Below are 19,222 nucleotides of genomic sequence, written 5' to 3'. Positions count from 1 at the left end.
CAGCTTTTCCACGTTTCGGTTCCGGTCGTGCCCTGGCGGGCGGGGGTGGTCAGAGGCTGTCAAGCGGGTTCGGGCGGCGCGTGGACGGTGTCGAACAGCTGCGTCCAGGCATGCCGCCAGGGCCAGTTGCGGGGCAGGTGCAGGGTGAGGCGCCGGGCGGAGCGGGCGATCCTGGCGGGGACGTGGACGAGGTGGGCGCGCAGGGTGGCGGTGGTGGCTTTGGCGTGGAAGGCGGAGGTCAGGGCGCCGGTGGCCCGCAGCAGGTTGTAGGCCATCGCCCACAGGGTGAGCCAGGCGGCGTTGGCGTGGAAGTGCCCGGACGGCAGGTGGGCCAGGGCGGAGTTCTTGCTGTCCGCGATGACCTGCTCGATGACGGCGTGGTGGCGGTGTTCCCGCTCGGCCTGGAGGGTGGGGGCGGGGTTGTCGGTGAAGAACGGGTGGTAGCGCCAGGCGGGGAAGAGTTCGCCCTGCTCGCCGATGGTGTTGGGTTTGGCCAGGTCACGGACCCGGCGCACGATCAGCCGGGCGGTGACCCGGTCTGCTTTCTTCCGGCTGGCGAACGCGGTGTAGGCGGGTATCTCGGCGACTTCGGCGTCCGAGATGAGCTCGCCGGTGTCGGGGTCGGGCACGGCGGTGGGGTAGGTGATCTGCTGCCAGGCGGTGTCGTCGATGGCGGCGATGGCCCGTTTGATGGAGGGGTTCATGCCGCAGGTGAGGGAGAAGCGGGCGCCGGCCCGGCGGCAGGCGGCGATGACGCCGGCGTTGTAGAACTGCGAGTCGGCGCGCAGGATGCGCAGGCCTGTGCAGCCGGCCTCACGGGCGGTGGCCAGTGCCTCGCTGACGAGTTTCGGGGCGCCGCGGGAGTCGGCCGCTTTGCCGCGGCGCATCCGCACGGTGGCGATCACCGGCCGGGAGGTGGGGGTGCAGATCGTGGCGAGCAGGGGGTGCAGAGTGCGGATCCCCTTGAACCGGCCGTACTCGCCACCCTGCTTGGTGCGGCCGTAGACGCGTTTGTGAGTGGAGTCGACATCGATGAACGCCTTCTCGCCCGCGCTGGGCAGCAGCGGGGTGTTCGCGGCCAGCGCGATCAGGAACTGGCGGTGCACCGCGTGGAGTTGGAGGGCATGACCGTGGGTGAACGCGCGCAGGAACGTGCCGAGCGTGGAGGGGGCGCGGATCCCGCCGAACAGGGCCGGCATCGCACCGTGCCGCAGGACGTCCAGGTCGTCGATGCTGTCCGCACCCGCCGCCATCCCGGCCACGATGCTTGCGACCTTGGCGTCCGCTGCGGCGCCCGCGCTGTTCTTCGCCCCGCTCAGCTTCACCTTCTGCGCCGTCAGACGGGCGAGCCCGCATCGCTCAGCCAACCGCATCACCGGGACCAGCCCGGCATGCGCGATCAGATTCGCGTCGTCGAACGCAGCGGAGACCGCCGCCGGCGTATGGGAAACTTGCATCTCGGAAGTGCCTTGCTGATTGTGCGTGCTGGAAGCCTCAAGAACTCCCATCATCGCAGGTCACAAGGCACTTCCTCGTTTTCTTGAGACTTGTCCACAGGTACTACGTCGGTGGATCAAGGCTAAGCCAATCAGAGACGCTGGCCTGAGCCGCGCCGAGGACCCCCTGGGCGCGCCTTCCTGCGCCCCGACGCGGCTCGGCCGGCAGGAGGCCGGCCGGGGTGCCTCCCGGGCTGCTCGGAGGTGCCGTCCGGCGGTCCTGGCGGTGGCCAGGGCGGCTGCGGTGGTGTGAGGGGCGGCCCGGCGGCCGCCTGTAGGGACGCCACGGGCACACGCGCTGGTATGTCGGCGGCGCACCCGGTGAACGGGTGCGCCGCCGAAGGCCGTTATAGGCGCGGTGCCCGTCGGGTCATGACTTCCAGTGGTGGCGCCCGATGCTGATGAGCCGCAGCCGCTGCACCGCCACCCGGGACACCCGGTCCCGCTCCTCGGCGGGACCCTCCATCGCCTCGAGGAACTGCGAGGCCGTCATCAGCATCTGGTCGACGTAGAGACCGGCGAGCATCAGCAGATCCGCGTCACTCCACCCGGCGGACTCGGAGTGTTCGGCCAGGGCGACCTTCACCTCCTCGGCGAACCGCGCCAGTTGCCGCCGGATCGCCTCCCGCACGGGCTGGACGCCGCCGTGCCGTTCGCGTGCGATGAAGCGGACGTGCGCCGGATACGCGTCGACATGGCGCGCGATCAGGGCGACGGCGCGGACGATGCGTTCGTCGCTGTCACCGGACGTGGCGACCGTGGACTCGATCATCGGGTGCAGGCTGCCGAGCGCCTCCTCGACCAGCTCCACGCCGAGGTCCGCGGTCGAGCGGAAGTGCCGGTAGAAGGCGGTCGGGGCGACGCCGACCGCGCGGGTGACCTCGCGCAGGCCCAGGCTGCTCAGGCTCTGCTCCTCCAGCAGCACGAGCGCCGCGTCCAGGAGCGCCTGCCGTGTCTTCTGCTTCTGGGCCTGCCGGATTCCGAGGGTGTGACTCATGCCATGCAGTTAACAACTGTTCTCTGGAATTGCAAAGCCGCCGGACGCGTTAGACTTGGAAGTCAGTGAACAACTGTTACCACAACCGTTCACCGAAATGTAACGAGAGGTATCTCGGAGGGGGATCTCATCCCATGCTGTTCCTCGTCGCCGCGCTTCTGCTGCTGGGCGCCGCCCTCGGCACCGTGGCCCACGCCCCGCTCCCCGTCACCCTTGTCGTCGCGGCCGTGATCGCCGTATGGCTCGTGATCTTCGCCATCCGTGAGCGGCACGGGCGCCGGCGGCAGACATCCGTCCACTGATCCGCGTACCCGAACCCACTGCCGGGAGCTGACGCAGCATGCAACTGACCGCCGCACGAACCGAACGACCCGCACGAGCCGAGGCCGGCACCGCGCCGGCCCGTACCGGTGGGCGCGACGCGGACGGCATGGCCGTCGCGTCCTTCATCCTGGGCCTGCTCGGCCTCCTCGTCCTGAACGTCTTCCTGGGTCCCGTCGCCATCGTCCTGGCGGCCGTGGCCATGTGGCGCGGCACTCGCCGCCGGGGCCGTGCACTTCTGGGGCTCGGCCTCGGCGTCGCGGACCTGGTGGTTCTGGTGACGCTCATCCAGCTGGACCACACGGTGTCCTGGAACCTGTGACGCGAGCGGCGAGCCGCACGCACCTCGTGAGCCGCGAGCCGTGAACCGGGGGCCGGCGACGGGCCCATGGACGACGGGCCGACCGCCGGTGCCGCCGCCAGGGCCCGCCTGGGCGGAGGCCGTACACCTACGGCCCGTAGAATCGGGCACACCATGGCTTACCTCGACCACGCCGCGACCACCCCGATGCTTCCCGAGGCGGCAGAGGCACTGACCGCGCAACTCGGCATCACCGGAAACGCCTCCGCGCTGCACGCATCGGGTCGCCGTGCCAGGCGCACCGTGGAAGAGGCCCGCGAGACCCTCGCCGAGGCGCTGGGCGCCCGCCCCAGCGAGGTCGTCTTCACCGCCGGCGGTACCGAGGCCGACAACCTCGCGGTGAAGGGCCTGTACTGGGCCCGCCGCGACGCCGACCCCGCCCGCACCCGCGTCCTCTCCAGCCCCGTCGAACACCACGCCGTGCTCGACGCCGTCCACTGGCTCGGCGAACACGAGGGCGCCACGGTCGAGTACCTGCCGGTCGACTCCTACGGCCGCGTCCACCCGGAGACCCTGCGCGAGGCCATCGCCCGCAACCCCGACGACGTGGCCCTCGCCACCGTCATGTGGGCCAACAACGAGATCGGCACGGTCCTGCCGGTCCGTGAACTGGCCGATGTGGCGGCGGAGTTCGACGTTCCGCTGCACTCCGACGCGGTGCAGGCCTTCGGCCAGGTCCCGGTCGACTTCGAGGCATCGGGACTCGCCGCGATGACGGTCTCCGGCCACAAGATCGGCGGACCGTACGGCATCGGCGCACTGATCCTCGGCCGCCAGTACAGCCCCGTCCCGGTACTGCACGGCGGCGGGCAGGAACGCCACGTACGCTCCGGCACCCTCGACGTACCGGCCGTCGCCTCCTTCGCCGTGGCCGGACAGCTGGCCGCCGAGCAGCGCGAGTGGTTCGCGCCCGAGATCGGCGCGCTGCGCGACGACCTGATCGCCGCCGTCCGTGCGGCCGTGCCGGACGCGATCCTCGGCGGGGACCCGGTGAACCGGCTCCCCGCCAACGCGCACTTCACGTTCCCCGGCTGCGAGGGCGACTCCCTGCTCCTGCTGCTGGACGCGCAGGGCATCGAGTGCTCCACGGGCTCCGCCTGCACCGCCGGTGTGGCCCAGCCGAGCCATGTCCTGCTCGCCACGGGCGCCGATCCGGACCTCGCCCGCGGCACCCTCCGCTTCTCCCTGGGCCACACGTCCACGGAGGCCGACGTGGAGGCGGTCGCCAAGGCCATCGGCCCCGCGGTGGAGCGTGCTCGCAGCGCAGGGCTGACCTGACCGACGGCCGCTCTCGCCGCCCGGCCGTCGGCGCCCATGCGGGCGGTCGTCATGCCCGGGTCCGGGCCGCCCGCCGTACGAGGCCCACGTAACGGCCCCAGTTCCAGTACGGGCCCGGGTCCGTGTGGTCCGTACCCGGCACCTGGACGTGCCCGATGATGTGCTCGCGGTCCACGGGGATGCCGTACCGCCCGCATATCGCTGCCGCGAGCCGCGCCGACGCCTCGTACATCGCGTCCGTGAACGTGGAGGCGTACTCGACGAAGCCCTCGTGCTCGATGCCGACGCTGCGCTCGTTGTACTCCCGGTTGCCCGCGTGGAACGCCACGTCCAGTTCGCGGACCATCTGTGTGATGCGGCCGTCCCTGCGCACGATGTAGTGCGCCGCCGCAGCGTGCTCCGGGTCCTGGAACGCCTTGACCGCGCTGCGGTAGCCGCCCTGGGTGACATGGATGATCACGCGGTCGATGCCGTAGTCGTCGGGGCGGTCCGCGTGCCGCAGATTCGCCGGCGAGGCCGCCACCCACCGTGCGCCCCGGAAGTCGACCGCGCCCGGGACCCGTGGCTTCTCCACGCCGGGCAGCCGCCACCACAGGCGCGCCAGCTCGTCCCGTGCGAGCGCGACCGTGCCCACGGCGGCCGCCGTGCCTCCGACGAGCAACGCCCGCCGCCCGAGCCGCCGGTCACCGTCGTTCGTGGCCCCACCGTCCCCCATGTGATCGACAACGGATACTCACGGGCCCCGGTTCCCGTCCGCCCCGTACTCTTGAAGGGCTATGACTGACACCCCGCGCCGCCCCCTCCGCGTCCTCGCCGCCATGTCCGGCGGGGTCGACTCCGCAGTCGCCGCCGCCCGCGCCGCCGAAGCCGGCCACGACGTGACCGGCGTCCACCTCGCGCTGTCCGCGAACCCGCAGTCCTTCCGTACGGGCGCGCGCGGCTGCTGCACCATCGAGGACTCACGGGACGCCCGCCGCGCCGCGGACGTCATCGGCATCCCCTTCTACGTCTGGGACCTCGCCGAGCGGTTCCGCGAGGACGTGGTCGAGGACTTCATCGCCGAGTACGAGGCCGGGCGCACCCCCAACCCGTGCCTGCGCTGCAACGAGAAGATCAAGTTCGCGGCGCTGCTGGACAAGGCCCTCGCCCTCGGTTTCGACGCGGTCTGCACGGGCCACTACGCCAAGGTCGTCACCCTCGAGGACGGCACGCGCGAGCTGCACCGCGCCTCCGACATGGCGAAGGACCAGTCGTACGTCCTCGGGGTCCTCGACGAGAGGCAGCTGGCGCACGCGATGTTCCCGCTCGGGGACACGGTCACCACCAAGGACGAGATCCGGCAGGAGGCCGAGCGCCGGGGCCTCGCGGTCGCCAAGAAGCCCGACTCGCACGACATCTGCTTCATCGCGGACGGGGACACCCAGGGCTTCCTCGCCCGGCGTCTCGGCCGTACGGAGGGCGACATCGTCGACGAGTCCGGCACCAGGCTGGGCACGCACGACGGCGCCTACGGCTTCACGATCGGCCAGCGCAAGGGCCTGCGGATCGGCACCCCGGCGCCCGACGGCAAGCCGCGCTACGTGCTCGACATCTCGCCGGTGGACAACACGGTGACGGTCGGCCCGGCGGCCTCTCTGGACGTGAGCGGGCTGACGGCGATCACGCCGCGCTGGTGCGGTGCCGTCCCGACCGCCCCCGGCACCTACACGGCCCAGCTGCGCGCCCATGGCGGCGAGTGCGAGGTCACCGCGGAACCCGTCGACGGCGAGCTCCGGGTGACCTTCACCGAGCCGGTCCGCGGCGTCGCCCCCGGCCAGGCGATCGTGCTGTACGACGGCACGCGCGTGCTGGGCTCCGCGACGATCGCGACGACCACGCGCGCGACGACCGCCGTGGCGTGACCGCCCGACGCTAACCGGCGAAGAAGTCCGCGAGCAACGGCGCCAGCACCTCGGGGTCCACGACGTGGGTCTGGTCCTCCAGTGCGCGGTACGTGCCCTCCTGTGCCGCGTCCGCCACCGCCCTGGTCGCCCTGCGCATCCACTCGGGGCTCGCGGCACCCGCCACGGCCAGGACGGGCACTCCGATCGCGGCCAGCCGCTCCCGGGGCACCAGCCCACCGTCCATCACCGCGTCGTCGTACGCGAGGGTCGGCGCGATCGCCTCCATGTCGGCCCACATGGGGGACTGGCGGGCGCTCGCGATCACCTCGGGGGCCAGGCCGGTGAGCCGGAGGAACAGCTCCACCGCGTCCCCGGGGCGGCCCTGCCCGAGCGCTTCGCCGAGCCGGGCGGTGTACTCGGCACGTTCCCGTACGCCGCCCCCGAAGTCGGCGTACGGCGGCTCGTAGAGGGCGACCCGGGGGACGGGCAGCCCGCTCTCGGCCGCGTGCAGCACCAGCGCGCCGCCCGACGAGATGCCGTACAGCGCCGCCTCGCCGCCCGCCGCCTCGATGAGCGCGGCGAGGTCCTCGACCTCGCGTGCCACCGAGTACGGCTGGGTGTCGCCGCTGGCGCCGCGGCCCCGGCGGTCGTACACGATGACACTGAAGCGGCCGGAGAGGTGCGCGGCCAGGGGCGTCACCGTGGCGCCCGTGGACATCGCGCCGCTCACCAGGACGACCGCCGGGCCCTGTCCGGTGCGTTCGTACGCGATGGGGGTCCCGTCGCGCGAGATCGTCTGCTTGTCCATGTCTGTGAGACTGCCGCAGAGCGACGGCGTTAATCGCTCACGACACTGCTACTCGGTCATGACACTTCCACGTCGTAGAAGCAGAGGTGGTCCTTGATCCGGGCGACGTCCTCCTTGGGTTCCGGATACGCCCAGACGAGGTCCGGGGCGCCCGGCAGGGACCAGTACGACGCCGTCCCCTTGAAGGGGCAGACGGTGTGGGTCTCCGAGGGCGTCAGTAGGTCGAGGCGCACGTCCTCGGCCGGGATGTAGTAGCGCGTGGGTGAACCGGTCTCGTGCAGCACGAGGGGCCGGTCGCTCTCCGCCAGTACCTGTCCGTCGTGCACCACGCGGACATGCTGGTCGGCTTGCTCGATGGTGATCGTGTGTCCTTGGGTCATATCCGAAAAGCGTTTGCGGGCCGCCGCTTCTTCCCGCCTACGGTTGCCGCATGAACATCTGTGTCTTTCTCTCGGCCGCCGACCTCGCCGACACCTACACCCGTCCTGCCCGTCAGTTCGCCGAACTGCTCGGCAAGGGCGGTCACACCTTGGTGTGGGGCGGCTCCGACGTGGGCCTCATGAAGGTCGTCGCCGACGGTGTGCAGGAGACGGGCGGCAGACTGGTGGGGGTCTCCGTCGGGTTCCTGGCGGCCAAGGCGCGGGCGGGAGCCGACGAGATGGTGATCGCGAAGGATCTCGCGGAGCGCAAGAGGCTGCTGCTGGAGAAGGCCGACGCGATCGTGATCATGGTCGGTGGGACCGGGACGCTCGACGAGGCGACGGAGATCCTGGAGCTGAAGAAGCACAGGCACACCGACAAGCCGGTGGTCCTGCTGAACACGGCCGGCTTCTACGACGGCCTGAAGGAGCAGTTCCGCCGCATGGACGACGAGGGGTTCCTGCCGCGGCCGCTCACCGACCTGGTGTTCTTCGCCGAGGAGCCGGTGGGGGCGCTCGCCTATCTCGAGGAGTCGCTCGGCGTTCGCTAGCACCGTGGTGCGAGCATGGCGGACATGGCAACTCATGTGATCACCGGAGCTGGCTCCGGCATCGGTGCGGCCGTGGCGCACCGCCTGCACGCGCGCGGGGACGACCTCGTGCTGCACGCGCGGGACGCCGGGCGGGCCAAGGAACTGGCGGCCGAATTCCCCGGGGCGCGCACCCTGGTCGGCGACCTGTCCGATCCCGACAGGCTGTCCTGGGCGTTCTCCCACCAGACCCTCCCGGACCAGGTGGACTCCCTCCTGCACATCGCGGGGGTGGTCGACCTCGGCCGGGTGGGCGAGCTGACCCCGAAGTCCTGGCGCCACCAGCTCAACGTCAACCTGATCGCCCCCGCCGAGCTGACCCGCCACTTCCTGCCCCAGCTGCGCACGTCCCGCGGCCATGTCGTCTTCGTCAACTCGGGCGCGGGGCTGAACGCCCACGCGGAATGGTCGGCGTACGCGGCCTCCAAGCACGGACTCAAGGCCCTCGCGGACTCCCTGCGCCACGAGGAGCACGGGAACGGCATCCGGGTCACCTCGGTCTACCCCGGCCGCACGGCGAGCCCCATGCAGGCCAAGGTCCACCAGCAGGAGGGCAGGACGTACGACCCGTCCCAGTGGACCGCCCCCGAGTCGGTGGCGACGACGATCCTGATGTGCCTGGACCTGCCGCGGGACGCGGAGGTCAACGACCTGACGGTCCGGCCGGGCGCATAGCAGCGCGACCGGAGCACCATCGGGACGGGGCGGTACGGGGGTGTCCGAATCCAGGCCCGGCCGGCCCGGCATGGCGACGGGGTCCCGGGCCGAACCACCGGACGGCGTCCCCGCCTCCGGCACCGTCCCGAGGACGGCCCCGGGCAGGCCGCGCCGGCGGAGGGCCTACGCTGCCGGGGTGAGCGAAAACAGCCAGTTCAGGTTCGGTGGCGCCACCGGGGTGGGATCCATGCCCGGACAGGACGCGCGGGAGGCCGCCAAGACCGTCACGGGAAGCTTCGAGGACTTCCCGTTCCTCGCCGAACTGCCCACCCGGGGACCCGGCGCGGACATGATCGGGCGCAGTGCCGGGATGCTCGTGGACCTGTACGCGCGCGTGGAGCCCAGCGGCTGGCGGTTCGGTGACCGGCCGGGCCGGGACACCAGGCGGGCCCGCTCCTGGCTCGGTGAGGACCTCGACGCCCTGGAGGAGTTCACGCAAGGCTACGAGGGGCCGCTGAAGGTGCAGGCGGCAGGCCCCTGGACCCTCGCTGCCGCCCTGGAGCTGAAGAACGGTGAGGCGGCGCTCTCCGACGCCGGCGCCTGCCGCGATCTCGCTGGTTCCCTCGCCGAGGGCCTGCGCCTCCACCTCGAGGAGGTCCGGCGGCGGGTGCCGGGCGCCCGGCTCGTGCTCCAACTCGACGAGCCGTCGCTGACCGCGGTCCTGCGCGGCCAGGTGAAGACCGCCAGCGGCTACCGGACCCACCGGGCCGCGGACCGGCAGATCGTCGAGGCCACGCTGCGGGACGTCGCCGGGGTGCACACGGACGGCCCGGTCGTGGTCCACTCGTGCGCGCCGGACGTCCCGTTCGCCCTCCTGCGCAGGGCGGGCGCGGCAGCGGTCTCCTTCGACTTCTCGCTGCTCACCGAGCGTGACGACGACGCGATCGGGGAGGCGGTGGAGGCCGGGACCCGGCTCTTCGCCGGGATCGTCCCGGGGACGGACGGCCCCTTGTCAGACCCTGCCGGTAGCGTCATGGGTGTCAGGACGCTGTGGCGCAGGCTGGGGCTGCATCCGGGGCTTCTCGCGGAGGCGGTCACCCTCACGCCGACCTGCGGCCTCGCGGGCGCCTCCCCGGACTACGCCCGCAGGGCACTGGCCCACTGCGTCCGGGCGGCGAGATCCCTCGCGGACAACCCTGAGTAACGGGAGGACAACACGGTGGCCGGCGACAAGCAAGCGGAGACGACGGTACCCGCCGAGGCGCGGGAGCAGCATGCGCAGCTCGCTGAGCAGATCGAGGAGCACCGCTTCCGGTACTACGTGAAGGACGCTCCCGTCGTCAGCGACGCGGAGTTCGACCGGCTCCTGCGCTCCCTGGAGGCGCTGGAGGAGGAATATCCGGAGCTGCGCACACCCGACTCGCCGACTCAGAAGGTGTCGGGGGCCTACGAGACGGAGTTCACGGCCGTCGAGCACCGCGAGCGCATGCTCTCCCTCGACAACGCGTTCGACGACGAGGAACTCGCCGCCTGGGCCGACCGCGTCGCCAAGGAGGTCGGCACCTCCGCGTACCACTTCCTGTGCGAGCTGAAGGTCGACGGCCTCGCGGTCAACCTGACCTATGAGAACGGCCGCCTCACGCGCGCGGCAACCCGGGGCGACGGCCGCATGGGCGAGGACATCACTCCCAATGTCCGTACGATCGCGGAGATTCCGGACCGCCTCAAGGGCGACCGCGTACCCGATCTCGTGGAGATCCGGGGCGAGGTCTACTTCCCGATGGAGAAGTTCCTGGAGCTGAACGCCCGCCTGGTGGAAGGCGGCGACAAGCCCTTCGCCAACCCCCGTAACGCGGCGGCGGGTTCCCTGCGCCAGAAGGACCCGCGCATCACCGCCGGCCGCCCCCTGCACATGGTGGTCCACGGCATCGGCGCTCTGGAGGGCTTCGAGGGCGGCCTCGCCCGGCTGTCCGAGGCCTACGACATGCTGCACACCTGGGGACTGCCCACCGCGAAGTACAACAAAGTGGTCGACGACCTCGACGGCGTACGTGAGTTCATCGCGTACTTCGGGGAGAACCGCCACTCGGTGGAGCACGAGATCGACGGTGTCGTGGTCAAACTCGACGAGATCCGCCTCCAGGGACGTCTCGGTTCCACGGCGCGTGCGCCGCGTTGGGCGATCGCCTACAAGTACGCCCCGGAAGAGGTCAACACCAAGCTCATCGACATCAAGGTGGGTGTCGGGCGCACCGGTCGCGTCACACCGTACGCGCAGGTCGAGCCGGTCACGGTGGCCGGTTCAGAGGTCGAGTTCGCCACCCTGCACAACCAGGAGGTGGTCAAGGCCAAGGGCGTCCTGATCGGCGACACGGTGGTGCTCCGCAAGGCCGGCGACGTGATCCCGGAGATCCTCGGACCGGTCGTGGACCTGCGGGACGGCACCGAGCGCGAGTTCGTGATGCCGGCCGAGTGCCCGGAGTGCGGCACGCTCCTGCGGGCCATGAAGGAAGGCGACATCGACCTGCGCTGCCCCAACGGCCGAACCTGCCCGGCGCAGTTGAGGGAGCGCGTCTCCTACCTGGCCGGCCGGGAGTGCCTCGACATCGAGCACTTCGGCGATGTGGCGGCGGCGGCGCTCACCCGCCCGCTGGAGCCGGCCGATCCGCCGCTCGCGGACGAGGGCGACCTCTTCGACCTGACCGTGGAGAGGCTGCTGCCCATCACGGCGTACGTCCTCGACCCGGACAGCGGCCTGCCCAAACGCGACCCCAAGACGGGCCAGGAGAAGATCGTCACGGTCTTCGCCAATCAGAAGGGCGAACCGAAGAAGAACACCCTGGCTCTCCTCCAGAACATCGAGGAGGCCAAGAGCCGCCCGCTCGCCCGTTTCATCAACGGTCTTTCCATCCGGCACGTCGGGCCGGTGGCGGCACAGGCACTCGCCCGTGAATTCCGCTCCATCGACCGCATCGAGCAGGCCACCGAGGCGGAGCTGGCGAGCACGGACGGCGTGGGCCCGATCATCGCCGCCTCGCTCAAGCAGTGGTTCACCGAGGACTGGCACCGCGAAATCATCCGGAAGTGGAAAGCGGCGGGCGTCCGACTGGAGGAGGAGGGCTCCGCGGAGGACGAGGGGCCGCGCCCGCTGGAAGGTCTCACGGTCGTCGTCACCGGCACCCTCGAACGCTTCACCCGCGACGGCGCCAAGGACGCGCTGCAGAGCCGGGGCGCGAAAGTGACCGGTTCGGTTTCCAAGAAGACCTCTTTCGTGGTCGTGGGCGAGAATCCTGGATCGAAGTACGACAAGGCCATGCAGTTGAAGGTCCCTGTTCTCAATGAGGACGGTTTCTCCGTCCTGTTGGAGCAAGGACCGGAAGCGGCCGCAGAAGTCGCGCTTCCGACCGGGGAGTAGCGGTTGAAGGTCACCCGTTTGGCGCATACCAGATGCATACGGGTGGCCGGGGCGCATTCGGGCAACCGCCGACGACCGCTGCCCGTGGAAGGCTTCTGCGGCCTACTGTTGAGGTGTGCGCCTGCCGTGCCCGGTCGCGTGGCGGGTATTCAGACGCGGTGGCGTTGACGGTTCGTCGGGCAGCGGGCCGCGTGGCGTGGGCACTGCCGGCTGTGAGAGGGACGGGAATGGAACCGACCGAGAGCGCCGCCCCGGACTCACGGCTACCGCTGCGCCGAATATCCGGCGCCTGGCGATTGTGCCGCCGGACAGCACGGCCGTCGGACCGTACGCGCGTGGAGGTGCACGGCGCCGTACCGGGGTTGCTGCCCGGAGCGGCTTCCGCACCGGGAGCTTCCTTCGGCGCCGGATTCCCTCCAAATGGTGCGCCGGGCCTGTCCGCCATAGTGGCGCCCGCCGCCGCCGGTCCGCTCGCGGTCCGGCGGGCGCTCGTACTGCCCGGCCGGGACGGCGAGCGGCACATGCCCCGGCCTGTGTTGCCCATGGCGGTCGTCACGGCCGCCGCGTTCGTCCTCGGGGCCGGCTTCGTCCGGGCGTTCGGCGAACACCACGCACTGTTCCCCTCCGGCACCGTCGGCTGGTCCCTGGCCGTGCTCACCGGCGTCATCGTCGGTCATCTGGTCGCACTCGGCCGGGTGCGCTGGTGGGGCGGCACGGGCTCGGGCGCCGCCCTGACTCTCGCCGTGCTGCTGCTGTACGGCTGGGTACCGGCCGGGATGGTCAGCCTCATCGTGGTCGTCCTGGTCGGCGCGGCCCGGCTCGGCCACTGGCGGCAGGGCGTCCTGCACGGCGCGGTCGACATCCTCGGCATCGGTGCCGCGGCGCTCGTCCTGGCGCTCTTCGGCAGCGTCCCGACCGTCGAATCGCCCTGGGACCCGCAGAGCTGGACCGTCTACACCGCGCCCGAGGTCGTCCTGGTCGCCACCGCCTATCTGGCGGTGACCCGGCTGCTGCTGTGGTACCTGGGCGCGCCGGGCGCCGACGGGGTGCCCACCGTCGCCCGTTCCGCGCTGGTCAGGCATGGACTCGTCGCGGTCGCCCTGATCGGCATCGCACCGCTGGTCTGCGTGGTGGCCGTCGCGCAGCCGCTCCTGCTGCCCCTGTTCTCCATCCCGCTCATCGCCCTCGACTCCACGCTGTGGATAGCCCGCGCCCGGGCCGAGGAGCAGTTGCGCGACCCGCTGACCGGGCTGCCGAACCGGCAGTGGCTGCTGGAACGCACCTGGACGGCACTGGACGACGCCGAGCGGATCGGGGCACGGGCCGCTCTGATGTTGATAGACCTCGACCGTTTCCGGTCGGTGAACGACACACTCGGCCATCTCGCAGGCGACCGGCTGCTCCTGCAGATAGCGGAGCGGCTGCGGCTCGCACTGCCGCGCGGGGCGGAGGCCGCGCGGCTCGGAGGCGACGAGTTCGCGGTGCTGCTCCCGGTTGCGGACTCCACGACGTCGGCGTCGAGGACGGCCCGCAATCTCGTCGCGGCGCTCGGCTCGCCGCTCGATCTGGACGGGCTCACGCTCGTCCTGGAGGCCAGCGCCGGGGTCGCCGTCTTCCCCGACCACGCAGTGGACGCGGAGGGCCTGCTGCGCCGGGCCGACGTCGCGATGTACCAGGCGAAGCGGGACCGTACGGGAGTGGAGGTGTACGAGTCCAAGCGGGACTCGAACACCCCGGACCGGCTCGGACTGCTCGGCGATCTGCGGCGTGCGCTGGACGCACACGAGGTGGCGCTGCACTACCAGCCGAAGGTCCGCTTCGACGGGCAGGTCGCCGGCCTGGAGGCGCTCGTACGGTGGGTGCATCCCGAGCGCGGGAACGTGCCGCCGGACGAGTTCATAGCGATCGCGGAGTCCTCCGGGCTGATGCCCCACCTGACCGAGTACGTCCTGGAGACCGCGCTCGGCCAGGTGGCGCGGTGGCGCAGGCAGGGCCTGCGGGTGCCGGTGGCGGTGAACGTGTCGCCGCGGGACGTCCACACCCCGGGCTTCGCCGGGTCGGTGGCCGCCCGGCTGGCGCGGCACGGGGTGCCCGCCGGGGCGCTGCAGCTGGAGATCACGGAGCATGTGCTCCTGGAGGACCCCCAGCGGGCCGCGGACACACTGGCGGCGCTCTCCGGGCACGGGGTGAAGATGTCGCTGGACGACTTCGGCACCGGATACTCCTCGCTCGTGCATCTGCGGCGGCTGCCGGTGAGCGAGCTGAAGATCGACCGGTCGTTCGTGGTGCGGCTGGCGGTGGACGCGGAGGACGCGGAGATCGTGCGCTGCACGGTGGACCTCGCGCACTCGCTGGGCCTGCTCGTCGTCGCGGAGGGCGTCGAGGACGACAAGACCTGGGAGCGGCTGCGGGACCTGGGCTGCGACGCGGTGCAGGGCTGGCTGGTCGCCGCCGCGATGCCCGCCGAGGAGATCACGGCCTGGCTGCGCGCCCGGGGGCCTCAGGGCTGGCGCCGCCCCCGCGCGGCACTGCCTGCGGCGGCGACGGACGAGTAGCCCGCGGGCCGCTCGTCGGTCCGTGGGTTCGAGCGCCCGCTCGTCGTCCGCTGCCCGTAGGCCTCTGGGCTTGTGGGCCCGTCGTCCATCTGTCTGTGGGCCCTGTGTGCTCGTAGGGCCGTCTGTCTGTCTGTGTGCCTGCGGGCACGAGGTGCCGTCCGTCTGTGGGCCCGTGCGTGGGTTTGGCCGTCTGTCTGTGTGCCTGCGGGCACGTGGTGCCGTCTGTCTGTGTGTCTGTAGGACCGTGAGGCCGTCTGTCCCCGTGCCCGCGGGCACGGGGACAGACGGCCTCACGGTCCGAGGTACCGAACGGCCCCCGAACACAAGCCCGCCCGCTCACCCCGTCCACAGGCCCGCAAGCCCGCCCTTCAGCCCCGGCCACAGGCCTGCAAGCCCGCGCAGCCACCGCGCCCACAGGCCCACACGCCCGCACCGTCACCCCGGCTGGCGGCCGTGTGCCCGAGGGTTCACCGGCCCGTACGTCCACTCGCCCGGCCGTGGGGTGCCGGGCCCGGGCAAACCCATGCGCGGGCATCGGGGCTCGCGCCATAGGATTGGGCCCAAACCACACACACTCACCCCAGAGGATCGCTGCATGCCTGGCATCACGCGCGAGGAGGTCGCCCACCTCGCACGGCTGGCGCGTCTGGAGCTGAAGCCCGAAGAGCTCGACCACTTCGCAGGCCAGCTCGGCGACATCATCGGCGCGGTCGCCCGCGTCGCCGAGGTCGCCGACCAAGACGTACCGCCGACCTCCCACCCGCTGCCGCTGACCAATGTCATGCGAGCGGACGAGGTCCGTCCGTCGCTCACCCCCGAGCAGGCGCTGTCCGGTGCCCCGGCCCAGGAACAGCAGCGTTTCAAGGTGCCGCAGATCCTGGGGGAGGAGTAGCCCGTCATGACGGACAAGAACAGCATCATCCGGCTCACAGCCGCCGAGACCGCCGAGAAGATCGCCTCCGGTGAGCTCACCGCCGTAGAGGTCACCGAGGCCCACCTGGCCCGTATCGACGCCGTGGACGAGAAGGTGCACGCCTTCCTGTACGTCGACCGCGAGGGCGCGCTGGCGCAGGCCCGCGCCGTCGACGAGAAGCGGGAGCGCGGTGAGAAGCTCGGCCCGCTCGCGGGTGTGCCGCTCGCGCTCAAGGACATCTTCACCACCAAGGGCGTGCCCACCACCGTCGGGTCCAAGATCCTCGAGGGCTGGATCCCGCCGTACGACGCGACGCTCACCAAGCGCCTCAAGGACGCCGACGTCGTCATCCTCGGCAAGACCAACATGGACGAGTTCGCCATGGGGTCGTCGACGGAGAACAGCGCTTACGGGCCCACCGGCAACCCCTGGGACCTCACGCGTATCCCCGGCGGCTCCGGCGGTGGGTCGAGCGCCGCGCTCGCCTCCTTCCAGGCCCCGCTCGCCATCGGCACGGACACCGGCGGCTCGATCCGCCAGCCTGCCTCCGTCACCGGCACGGTCGGCGTCAAGCCGACCTACGGCGGGGTGTCCCGTTACGGCATGGTCGCTTTCTCCAGCTCCCTCGACCAGGGCGGGCCCTGCGCCCGTACGGTCCTGGACGCGGCGCTGCTGCACGAGGTGATCGCCGGGCACGACCCGCTCGACTCCACGTCGATCGACGCGCCCGTCCCGCCGGTGGTCGAGGCCGCCCGCAACGGCAGCGTCGCCGGCATGCGCGTCGGCGTCGTCAAGCAGTTCCGCGGCGAGGGCTACCAGGCCGGTGTCATCCAGCGGTTCGACGAGTCCGTCGAGCTGCTGAAGGAGCTGGGCGCCGAGATCGTCGAGCTGGACTGCCCGTCCTTCGACCTTGCGCTGTCGGCGTACTACCTGATCGCGCCGTCCGAGTGCTCGTCCAACCTCGCCCGCTTCGACGGCCTGCGCTACGGCCTGCGGACCGGCGACGACGGCACGCGCTCCGCCGAGGACGTCACCTCCCTCACCCGTGAGGCGGGCTTCGGCGCCGAGGTGAAGCGCCGCGTCATGCTCGGCACGTACGCCCTGTCGAGCGGCTACTACGACGCGTACTACGGCTCCGCCCAGAAGGTCCGCACGCTCATCACCCGGGACTTCGAGAAGGCTTTCGAGCAGGTCGACGTGATCGTCTCCCCGACGACCCCGACGACCGCCTTCGCGATCGGCGAGCGCGCCGACGACCCGATGGCGATGTACCTGGCGGACCTGTGCACCATCCCGACCAACCTGGCGGGCAACGCCGCCATGTCGCTGCCCTGCGGTCTCGCGCCGGAGGACAACCTCCCGGTGGGCCTGCAGATCATCGCCCCGGCGATGAAGGACGAACGCCTCTACAAGGTCGGCGCCGCCGTCGAGGCCGCCTTCGTGGAAAAGTGGGGGCACCCGCTTCTCGAGGAGGCTCCGTCGCTGTGAGTAAGGCACTGTCCAAGGCCAAGGGCTTCAAGAAGTCCAAGTCCGGTATGTACCTGTCCATGGCCACCACCGCGTTCGGCGCGTTCGGTGTCGCGAAGCAGGCCAAGAAGGCCCGCCTCGAGCACGACACGCTGCGCCTGATCGACGCGGCCGTGTCCGCCGCCGCCATCGTCACCGGCCTCGCGATCCTCTACCGCGAGCTGAAGCGGCTGGGCGACGACGACGTCCTGCTGGGCTGAGAGGGAAGTTTCACCGTGACCACCACGATCGACCTGGTGTCGTACGAGGACGCGCTGGCGTCGTACGACCCCGTCATGGGCCTCGAGGTCCATGTCGAACTCGGCACCAAGACCAAGATGTTCTGCGGCTGCTCCACGGCGCTCGGCGCCGAGCCGAACTCGCAGACCTGCCCCACCTGCCTCGGCCTGCCCGGCGCGCTCCCCGTCGTCAACACGATCGGCGTGGAGTCCGCGATCCGGATCGGTCTCGCGCTGAAATGCGAGATCGCCGAGTGGTGCCGCTTCGCCCGGAAGAACTACTTCTATCCGGACATGCCCAAGAACTTCCAGACCTCCCAGTACGACGAGCCCATCGCCTTCAACGGCTACCTCGACGTGCAGCTGGAGGACGGCGAGACCTTCCGCGTGGAGATCGAGCGCGCCCACATGGAGGAGGACACCGGCAAGTCGACGCACGTCGGCGGTGCCACCGGCCGCATCCACGGCGCGTCCCACTCCCTGCTGGACTACAACCGGGCCGGCATCCCGCTGATCGAGATCGTCACCAAGCCGATCGTCGGCGCCGGCGAGCGCGCCCCCGAGGTGGCGAAGGCGTACGTCCGCGAGCTGCGCGAACTCATCCGGGCGCTCGGCGTGTCCGAGGCCCGTATGGAGATGGGCCAGATGCGCTGCGACGTGAACCTGTCGCTGATGCCCAAGGACGCCGACAAGTTCGGCACCCGCTCGGAGACGAAGAACGTCAACTCGCTGCGATCCGTGGAGCGCGCGGCCCGCTTCGAGATCCAGCGCCACGCCGCCGTCCTCAACAGTGGCGGCACGGTGATCCAGGAGACCCGCCACTTCCACGAGGACACCGGTTCGACGACCTCGGGCCGCACCAAGGAAGAGGCCGAGGACTACCGCTACTTCCCCGAGCCGGATCTGGTGCCCGTCGCACCTCCGCGCGAGTGGGTGGAGGAGCTGCGCGCCGCGCTGCCGGAGCTGCCGCTGGTGCGCCGCACCCGGCTGCTCGAGGAGTGGGGGATCTCCGCCACCGACATGCAGGCGATCCTGAACGCGGGTGCGCTGGACCCGATCGTCGCCACCATCGAGGCGGGCGCCGACTCGGCCTCCGCCCGCAAGTGGTGGATGGGCGAGCTCGCCCGGCACGCCAACGAGTCGGGCAAGGGCCTGGATGAGCTGTCCATCACACCGGAGCAGGTGGCCCGCGTCACCAAGCTCGTCTCCTCCGGTGACCTCAACGACAAGCTGGCCCGCCAGGTCATCGAGGGCGTCCTCGCGGGCGAGGGCACGCCGGACGAGGTCGTCGACAAGCGCGGTCTGAAGGTCGTCTCCGACGAGGGCGCCCTGACCACCGCCGTCGAGGAGGCCATCGCGGGCAACCCGGCCATCGCGGACAAGATCCGCGGCGGCAAGGTGGCCGCGGCCGGTGCGCTGGTCGGCGCGGTGATGAAGGCCACCCGTGGCCAGGCCGACGCCGCTCGCGTCAAGGAGCTGATCCTCGAGAAGCTGGGTGTCAGCGAGGGCTGAGAAACAGCCGCAGAACAATTGTCAGGGGCGGTCCATCGGGAGATGGGCCGCCTTTGTGCTGTTCAGCGAAATGAGCCGTTTAGCAAAACCTTATATAGCAACAGAATGGAAGAGTTTGTTCCTGTGAATTGGGTCGCACTCATGTGACTAAACCCACGAAACCGGCAAACGATCTTTTCCGGCTGCGACAGTGGGGTTGTTGGTCATTCGTTCTTTGCGGGCTGTTCAGTTCCCTTAGCGGCTGTTCCCGATCAAAGATCCACGAAACACCC

General features: G+C 70.9%; 18 protein-coding genes. 13 read left to right on the top strand and 5 right to left on the bottom strand.

Features of this window, described 5'->3' with window-relative positions:
• Positions 1 to 59: 59 nt before the first annotated feature.
• Together ACQEXA_RS19325 and ACQEXA_RS19320 are read right to left on the bottom strand one after the other, a co-directional pair.
• Complete coding sequence (locus tag ACQEXA_RS19325; protein WP_433130641.1) at positions 60 to 1,457, bottom strand: IS1380 family transposase; 1,398 nt, start codon at positions 1,455 to 1,457, stop codon at positions 60 to 62.
• A 409-nt stretch (positions 1,458 to 1,866) separates the two neighbouring features.
• Positions 1,867 to 2,493, bottom strand: coding sequence for a TetR family transcriptional regulator (locus ACQEXA_RS19320; RefSeq protein ID WP_359395022.1), 627 nt, complete (start codon positions 2,491 to 2,493; stop codon positions 1,867 to 1,869).
• Positions 2,494 to 2,627: 134 nt separating this feature from the next.
• Between ACQEXA_RS19320 and ACQEXA_RS19315 the strand changes: the two genes are divergently transcribed.
• From ACQEXA_RS19315 to ACQEXA_RS19305, 3 genes are all read left to right on the top strand, one after another.
• Positions 2,628 to 2,795: a hypothetical protein gene (locus tag ACQEXA_RS19315; RefSeq protein ID WP_432932859.1), complete on the top strand. Its 168-nt coding sequence runs from the start codon at positions 2,628 to 2,630 to the stop codon at positions 2,793 to 2,795.
• 38 nt (positions 2,796 to 2,833) lie between these two features.
• The gene (locus ACQEXA_RS19310; protein ID WP_433130639.1) at positions 2,834 to 3,136 is read left to right on the top strand and encodes a DUF4190 domain-containing protein; all 303 of its coding nucleotides are present in this window, start codon (positions 2,834 to 2,836) and stop codon (positions 3,134 to 3,136) included.
• A gap of 153 nt (positions 3,137 to 3,289) precedes the next feature.
• Positions 3,290 to 4,453: a cysteine desulfurase family protein gene (locus tag ACQEXA_RS19305; RefSeq protein WP_432932863.1), complete on the top strand. Its 1,164-nt coding sequence runs from the start codon at positions 3,290 to 3,292 to the stop codon at positions 4,451 to 4,453.
• A 49-nt stretch (positions 4,454 to 4,502) separates the two neighbouring features.
• Here the strand turns inward: ACQEXA_RS19305 and ACQEXA_RS19300 are convergent, their stop codons facing one another.
• Entirely contained in the window at positions 4,503 to 5,168 is a 666-nt protein-coding gene (locus ACQEXA_RS19300; RefSeq protein WP_432932865.1) for an N-acetylmuramoyl-L-alanine amidase, read from the bottom strand.
• Between the two features lie 61 nt (positions 5,169 to 5,229).
• On the opposite strand from ACQEXA_RS19300, the gene mnmA reads away from it, so the two are divergent.
• Positions 5,230 to 6,354, top strand: coding sequence for a tRNA 2-thiouridine(34) synthase MnmA (mnmA, locus tag ACQEXA_RS19295; RefSeq protein ID WP_433130637.1), 1,125 nt, complete (start codon positions 5,230 to 5,232; stop codon positions 6,352 to 6,354).
• A 10-nt stretch (positions 6,355 to 6,364) separates the two neighbouring features.
• Here the strand turns inward: mnmA and ACQEXA_RS19290 are convergent, their stop codons facing one another.
• Together ACQEXA_RS19290 and ACQEXA_RS19285 are read right to left on the bottom strand one after the other, a co-directional pair.
• A complete protein-coding gene (locus ACQEXA_RS19290; protein WP_432932869.1) occupies positions 6,365 to 7,144 on the bottom strand; it encodes an alpha/beta fold hydrolase in 780 nt (259 codons plus the stop codon).
• Between the two features lie 56 nt (positions 7,145 to 7,200).
• On the bottom strand, positions 7,201 to 7,524 hold the full coding sequence (locus tag ACQEXA_RS19285) for a DUF427 domain-containing protein (protein WP_359395009.1): 324 nt from the start codon (positions 7,522 to 7,524) through the stop codon (positions 7,201 to 7,203).
• Between the two features lie 50 nt (positions 7,525 to 7,574).
• On the opposite strand from ACQEXA_RS19285, the gene ACQEXA_RS19280 reads away from it, so the two are divergent.
• The 9 genes from ACQEXA_RS19280 (at position 7,575) to gatB (ending at position 18,950) form a co-directional block, all read left to right on the top strand.
• On the top strand, positions 7,575 to 8,114 hold the full coding sequence (locus tag ACQEXA_RS19280) for a TIGR00730 family Rossman fold protein (protein ID WP_360997783.1): 540 nt from the start codon (positions 7,575 to 7,577) through the stop codon (positions 8,112 to 8,114).
• A gap of 24 nt (positions 8,115 to 8,138) precedes the next feature.
• Positions 8,139 to 8,828: an SDR family oxidoreductase gene (locus ACQEXA_RS19275; RefSeq protein ID WP_432932871.1), complete on the top strand. Its 690-nt coding sequence runs from the start codon at positions 8,139 to 8,141 to the stop codon at positions 8,826 to 8,828.
• Between the two features lie 178 nt (positions 8,829 to 9,006).
• Positions 9,007 to 10,014: a methionine synthase gene (locus ACQEXA_RS19270; protein ID WP_432932873.1), complete on the top strand. Its 1,008-nt coding sequence runs from the start codon at positions 9,007 to 9,009 to the stop codon at positions 10,012 to 10,014.
• A gap of 15 nt (positions 10,015 to 10,029) precedes the next feature.
• Positions 10,030 to 12,225: an NAD-dependent DNA ligase LigA gene (gene ligA / locus ACQEXA_RS19265; RefSeq protein WP_432932875.1), complete on the top strand. Its 2,196-nt coding sequence runs from the start codon at positions 10,030 to 10,032 to the stop codon at positions 12,223 to 12,225.
• A 227-nt stretch (positions 12,226 to 12,452) separates the two neighbouring features.
• Positions 12,453 to 14,780: a putative bifunctional diguanylate cyclase/phosphodiesterase gene (locus tag ACQEXA_RS19260; protein ID WP_432932877.1), complete on the top strand. Its 2,328-nt coding sequence runs from the start codon at positions 12,453 to 12,455 to the stop codon at positions 14,778 to 14,780.
• 595 nt (positions 14,781 to 15,375) lie between these two features.
• Entirely contained in the window at positions 15,376 to 15,672 is a 297-nt protein-coding gene (gatC, locus tag ACQEXA_RS19255) for an Asp-tRNA(Asn)/Glu-tRNA(Gln) amidotransferase subunit GatC (RefSeq protein ID WP_359394993.1), read from the top strand.
• 6 nt (positions 15,673 to 15,678) lie between these two features.
• Positions 15,679 to 17,181, top strand: coding sequence for an Asp-tRNA(Asn)/Glu-tRNA(Gln) amidotransferase subunit GatA (gene gatA, locus ACQEXA_RS19250; RefSeq protein WP_432932880.1), 1,503 nt, complete (start codon positions 15,679 to 15,681; stop codon positions 17,179 to 17,181).
• Positions 17,178 to 17,420, top strand: coding sequence for a hypothetical protein (locus ACQEXA_RS19245; RefSeq protein WP_359394987.1), 243 nt, complete (start codon positions 17,178 to 17,180; stop codon positions 17,418 to 17,420). The genes gatA and ACQEXA_RS19245 overlap by 4 nt, the downstream gene beginning before the upstream one ends.
• A gap of 15 nt (positions 17,421 to 17,435) precedes the next feature.
• Positions 17,436 to 18,950, top strand: a complete 1,515-nt coding sequence (gene gatB / locus ACQEXA_RS19240) for an Asp-tRNA(Asn)/Glu-tRNA(Gln) amidotransferase subunit GatB (RefSeq protein ID WP_432932882.1) — start codon at positions 17,436 to 17,438, stop codon at positions 18,948 to 18,950.
• Positions 18,951 to 19,222 lie beyond the last annotated feature (272 nt).

Origin of the sequence: Streptomyces sp. CA-106110, assembly GCF_050936285.1 — a bacterium.
In the GTDB taxonomy this organism is placed as follows: Bacteria; Actinomycetota; Actinomycetes; order Streptomycetales; family Streptomycetaceae; genus Streptomyces.
Note: the sequence above shows the minus strand (reverse complement) of the source record. Positions and strands in the feature narration are given on the sequence as shown.

Excerpts from the sequence above, each read along its gene's own strand:
- ACQEXA_RS19325 (WP_433130641.1), bottom strand. The coding sequence starts at position 1,457 with ATGCAAGTTTCCCATACGCCGGCGGCGGTCTCCGCTGCGTTCGACGAC.
- ACQEXA_RS19320 (WP_359395022.1), bottom strand. The coding sequence starts at position 2,493 with ATGAGTCACACCCTCGGAATCCGGCAGGCCCAGAAGCAGAAGACACGG.
- ACQEXA_RS19315 (WP_432932859.1), top strand. The coding sequence starts at position 2,628 with ATGCTGTTCCTCGTCGCCGCGCTTCTGCTGCTGGGCGCCGCCCTCGGC.
- ACQEXA_RS19310 (WP_433130639.1), top strand. The coding sequence starts at position 2,834 with ATGCAACTGACCGCCGCACGAACCGAACGACCCGCACGAGCCGAGGCC.
- ACQEXA_RS19305 (WP_432932863.1), top strand. The coding sequence starts at position 3,290 with ATGGCTTACCTCGACCACGCCGCGACCACCCCGATGCTTCCCGAGGCG.
- ACQEXA_RS19300 (WP_432932865.1), bottom strand. The coding sequence starts at position 5,168 with ATGGGGGACGGTGGGGCCACGAACGACGGTGACCGGCGGCTCGGGCGG.
- mnmA (WP_433130637.1), top strand. The coding sequence starts at position 5,230 with ATGACTGACACCCCGCGCCGCCCCCTCCGCGTCCTCGCCGCCATGTCC.
- ACQEXA_RS19290 (WP_432932869.1), bottom strand. The coding sequence starts at position 7,144 with ATGGACAAGCAGACGATCTCGCGCGACGGGACCCCCATCGCGTACGAA.
- ACQEXA_RS19285 (WP_359395009.1), bottom strand. The coding sequence starts at position 7,524 with ATGACCCAAGGACACACGATCACCATCGAGCAAGCCGACCAGCATGTC.
- ACQEXA_RS19280 (WP_360997783.1), top strand. The coding sequence starts at position 7,575 with ATGAACATCTGTGTCTTTCTCTCGGCCGCCGACCTCGCCGACACCTAC.
- ACQEXA_RS19275 (WP_432932871.1), top strand. The coding sequence starts at position 8,139 with ATGGCAACTCATGTGATCACCGGAGCTGGCTCCGGCATCGGTGCGGCC.
- ACQEXA_RS19260 (WP_432932877.1), top strand. The coding sequence starts at position 12,453 with ATGGAACCGACCGAGAGCGCCGCCCCGGACTCACGGCTACCGCTGCGC.
- gatC (WP_359394993.1), top strand. The coding sequence starts at position 15,376 with ATGCCTGGCATCACGCGCGAGGAGGTCGCCCACCTCGCACGGCTGGCG.
- gatA (WP_432932880.1), top strand. The coding sequence starts at position 15,679 with ATGACGGACAAGAACAGCATCATCCGGCTCACAGCCGCCGAGACCGCC.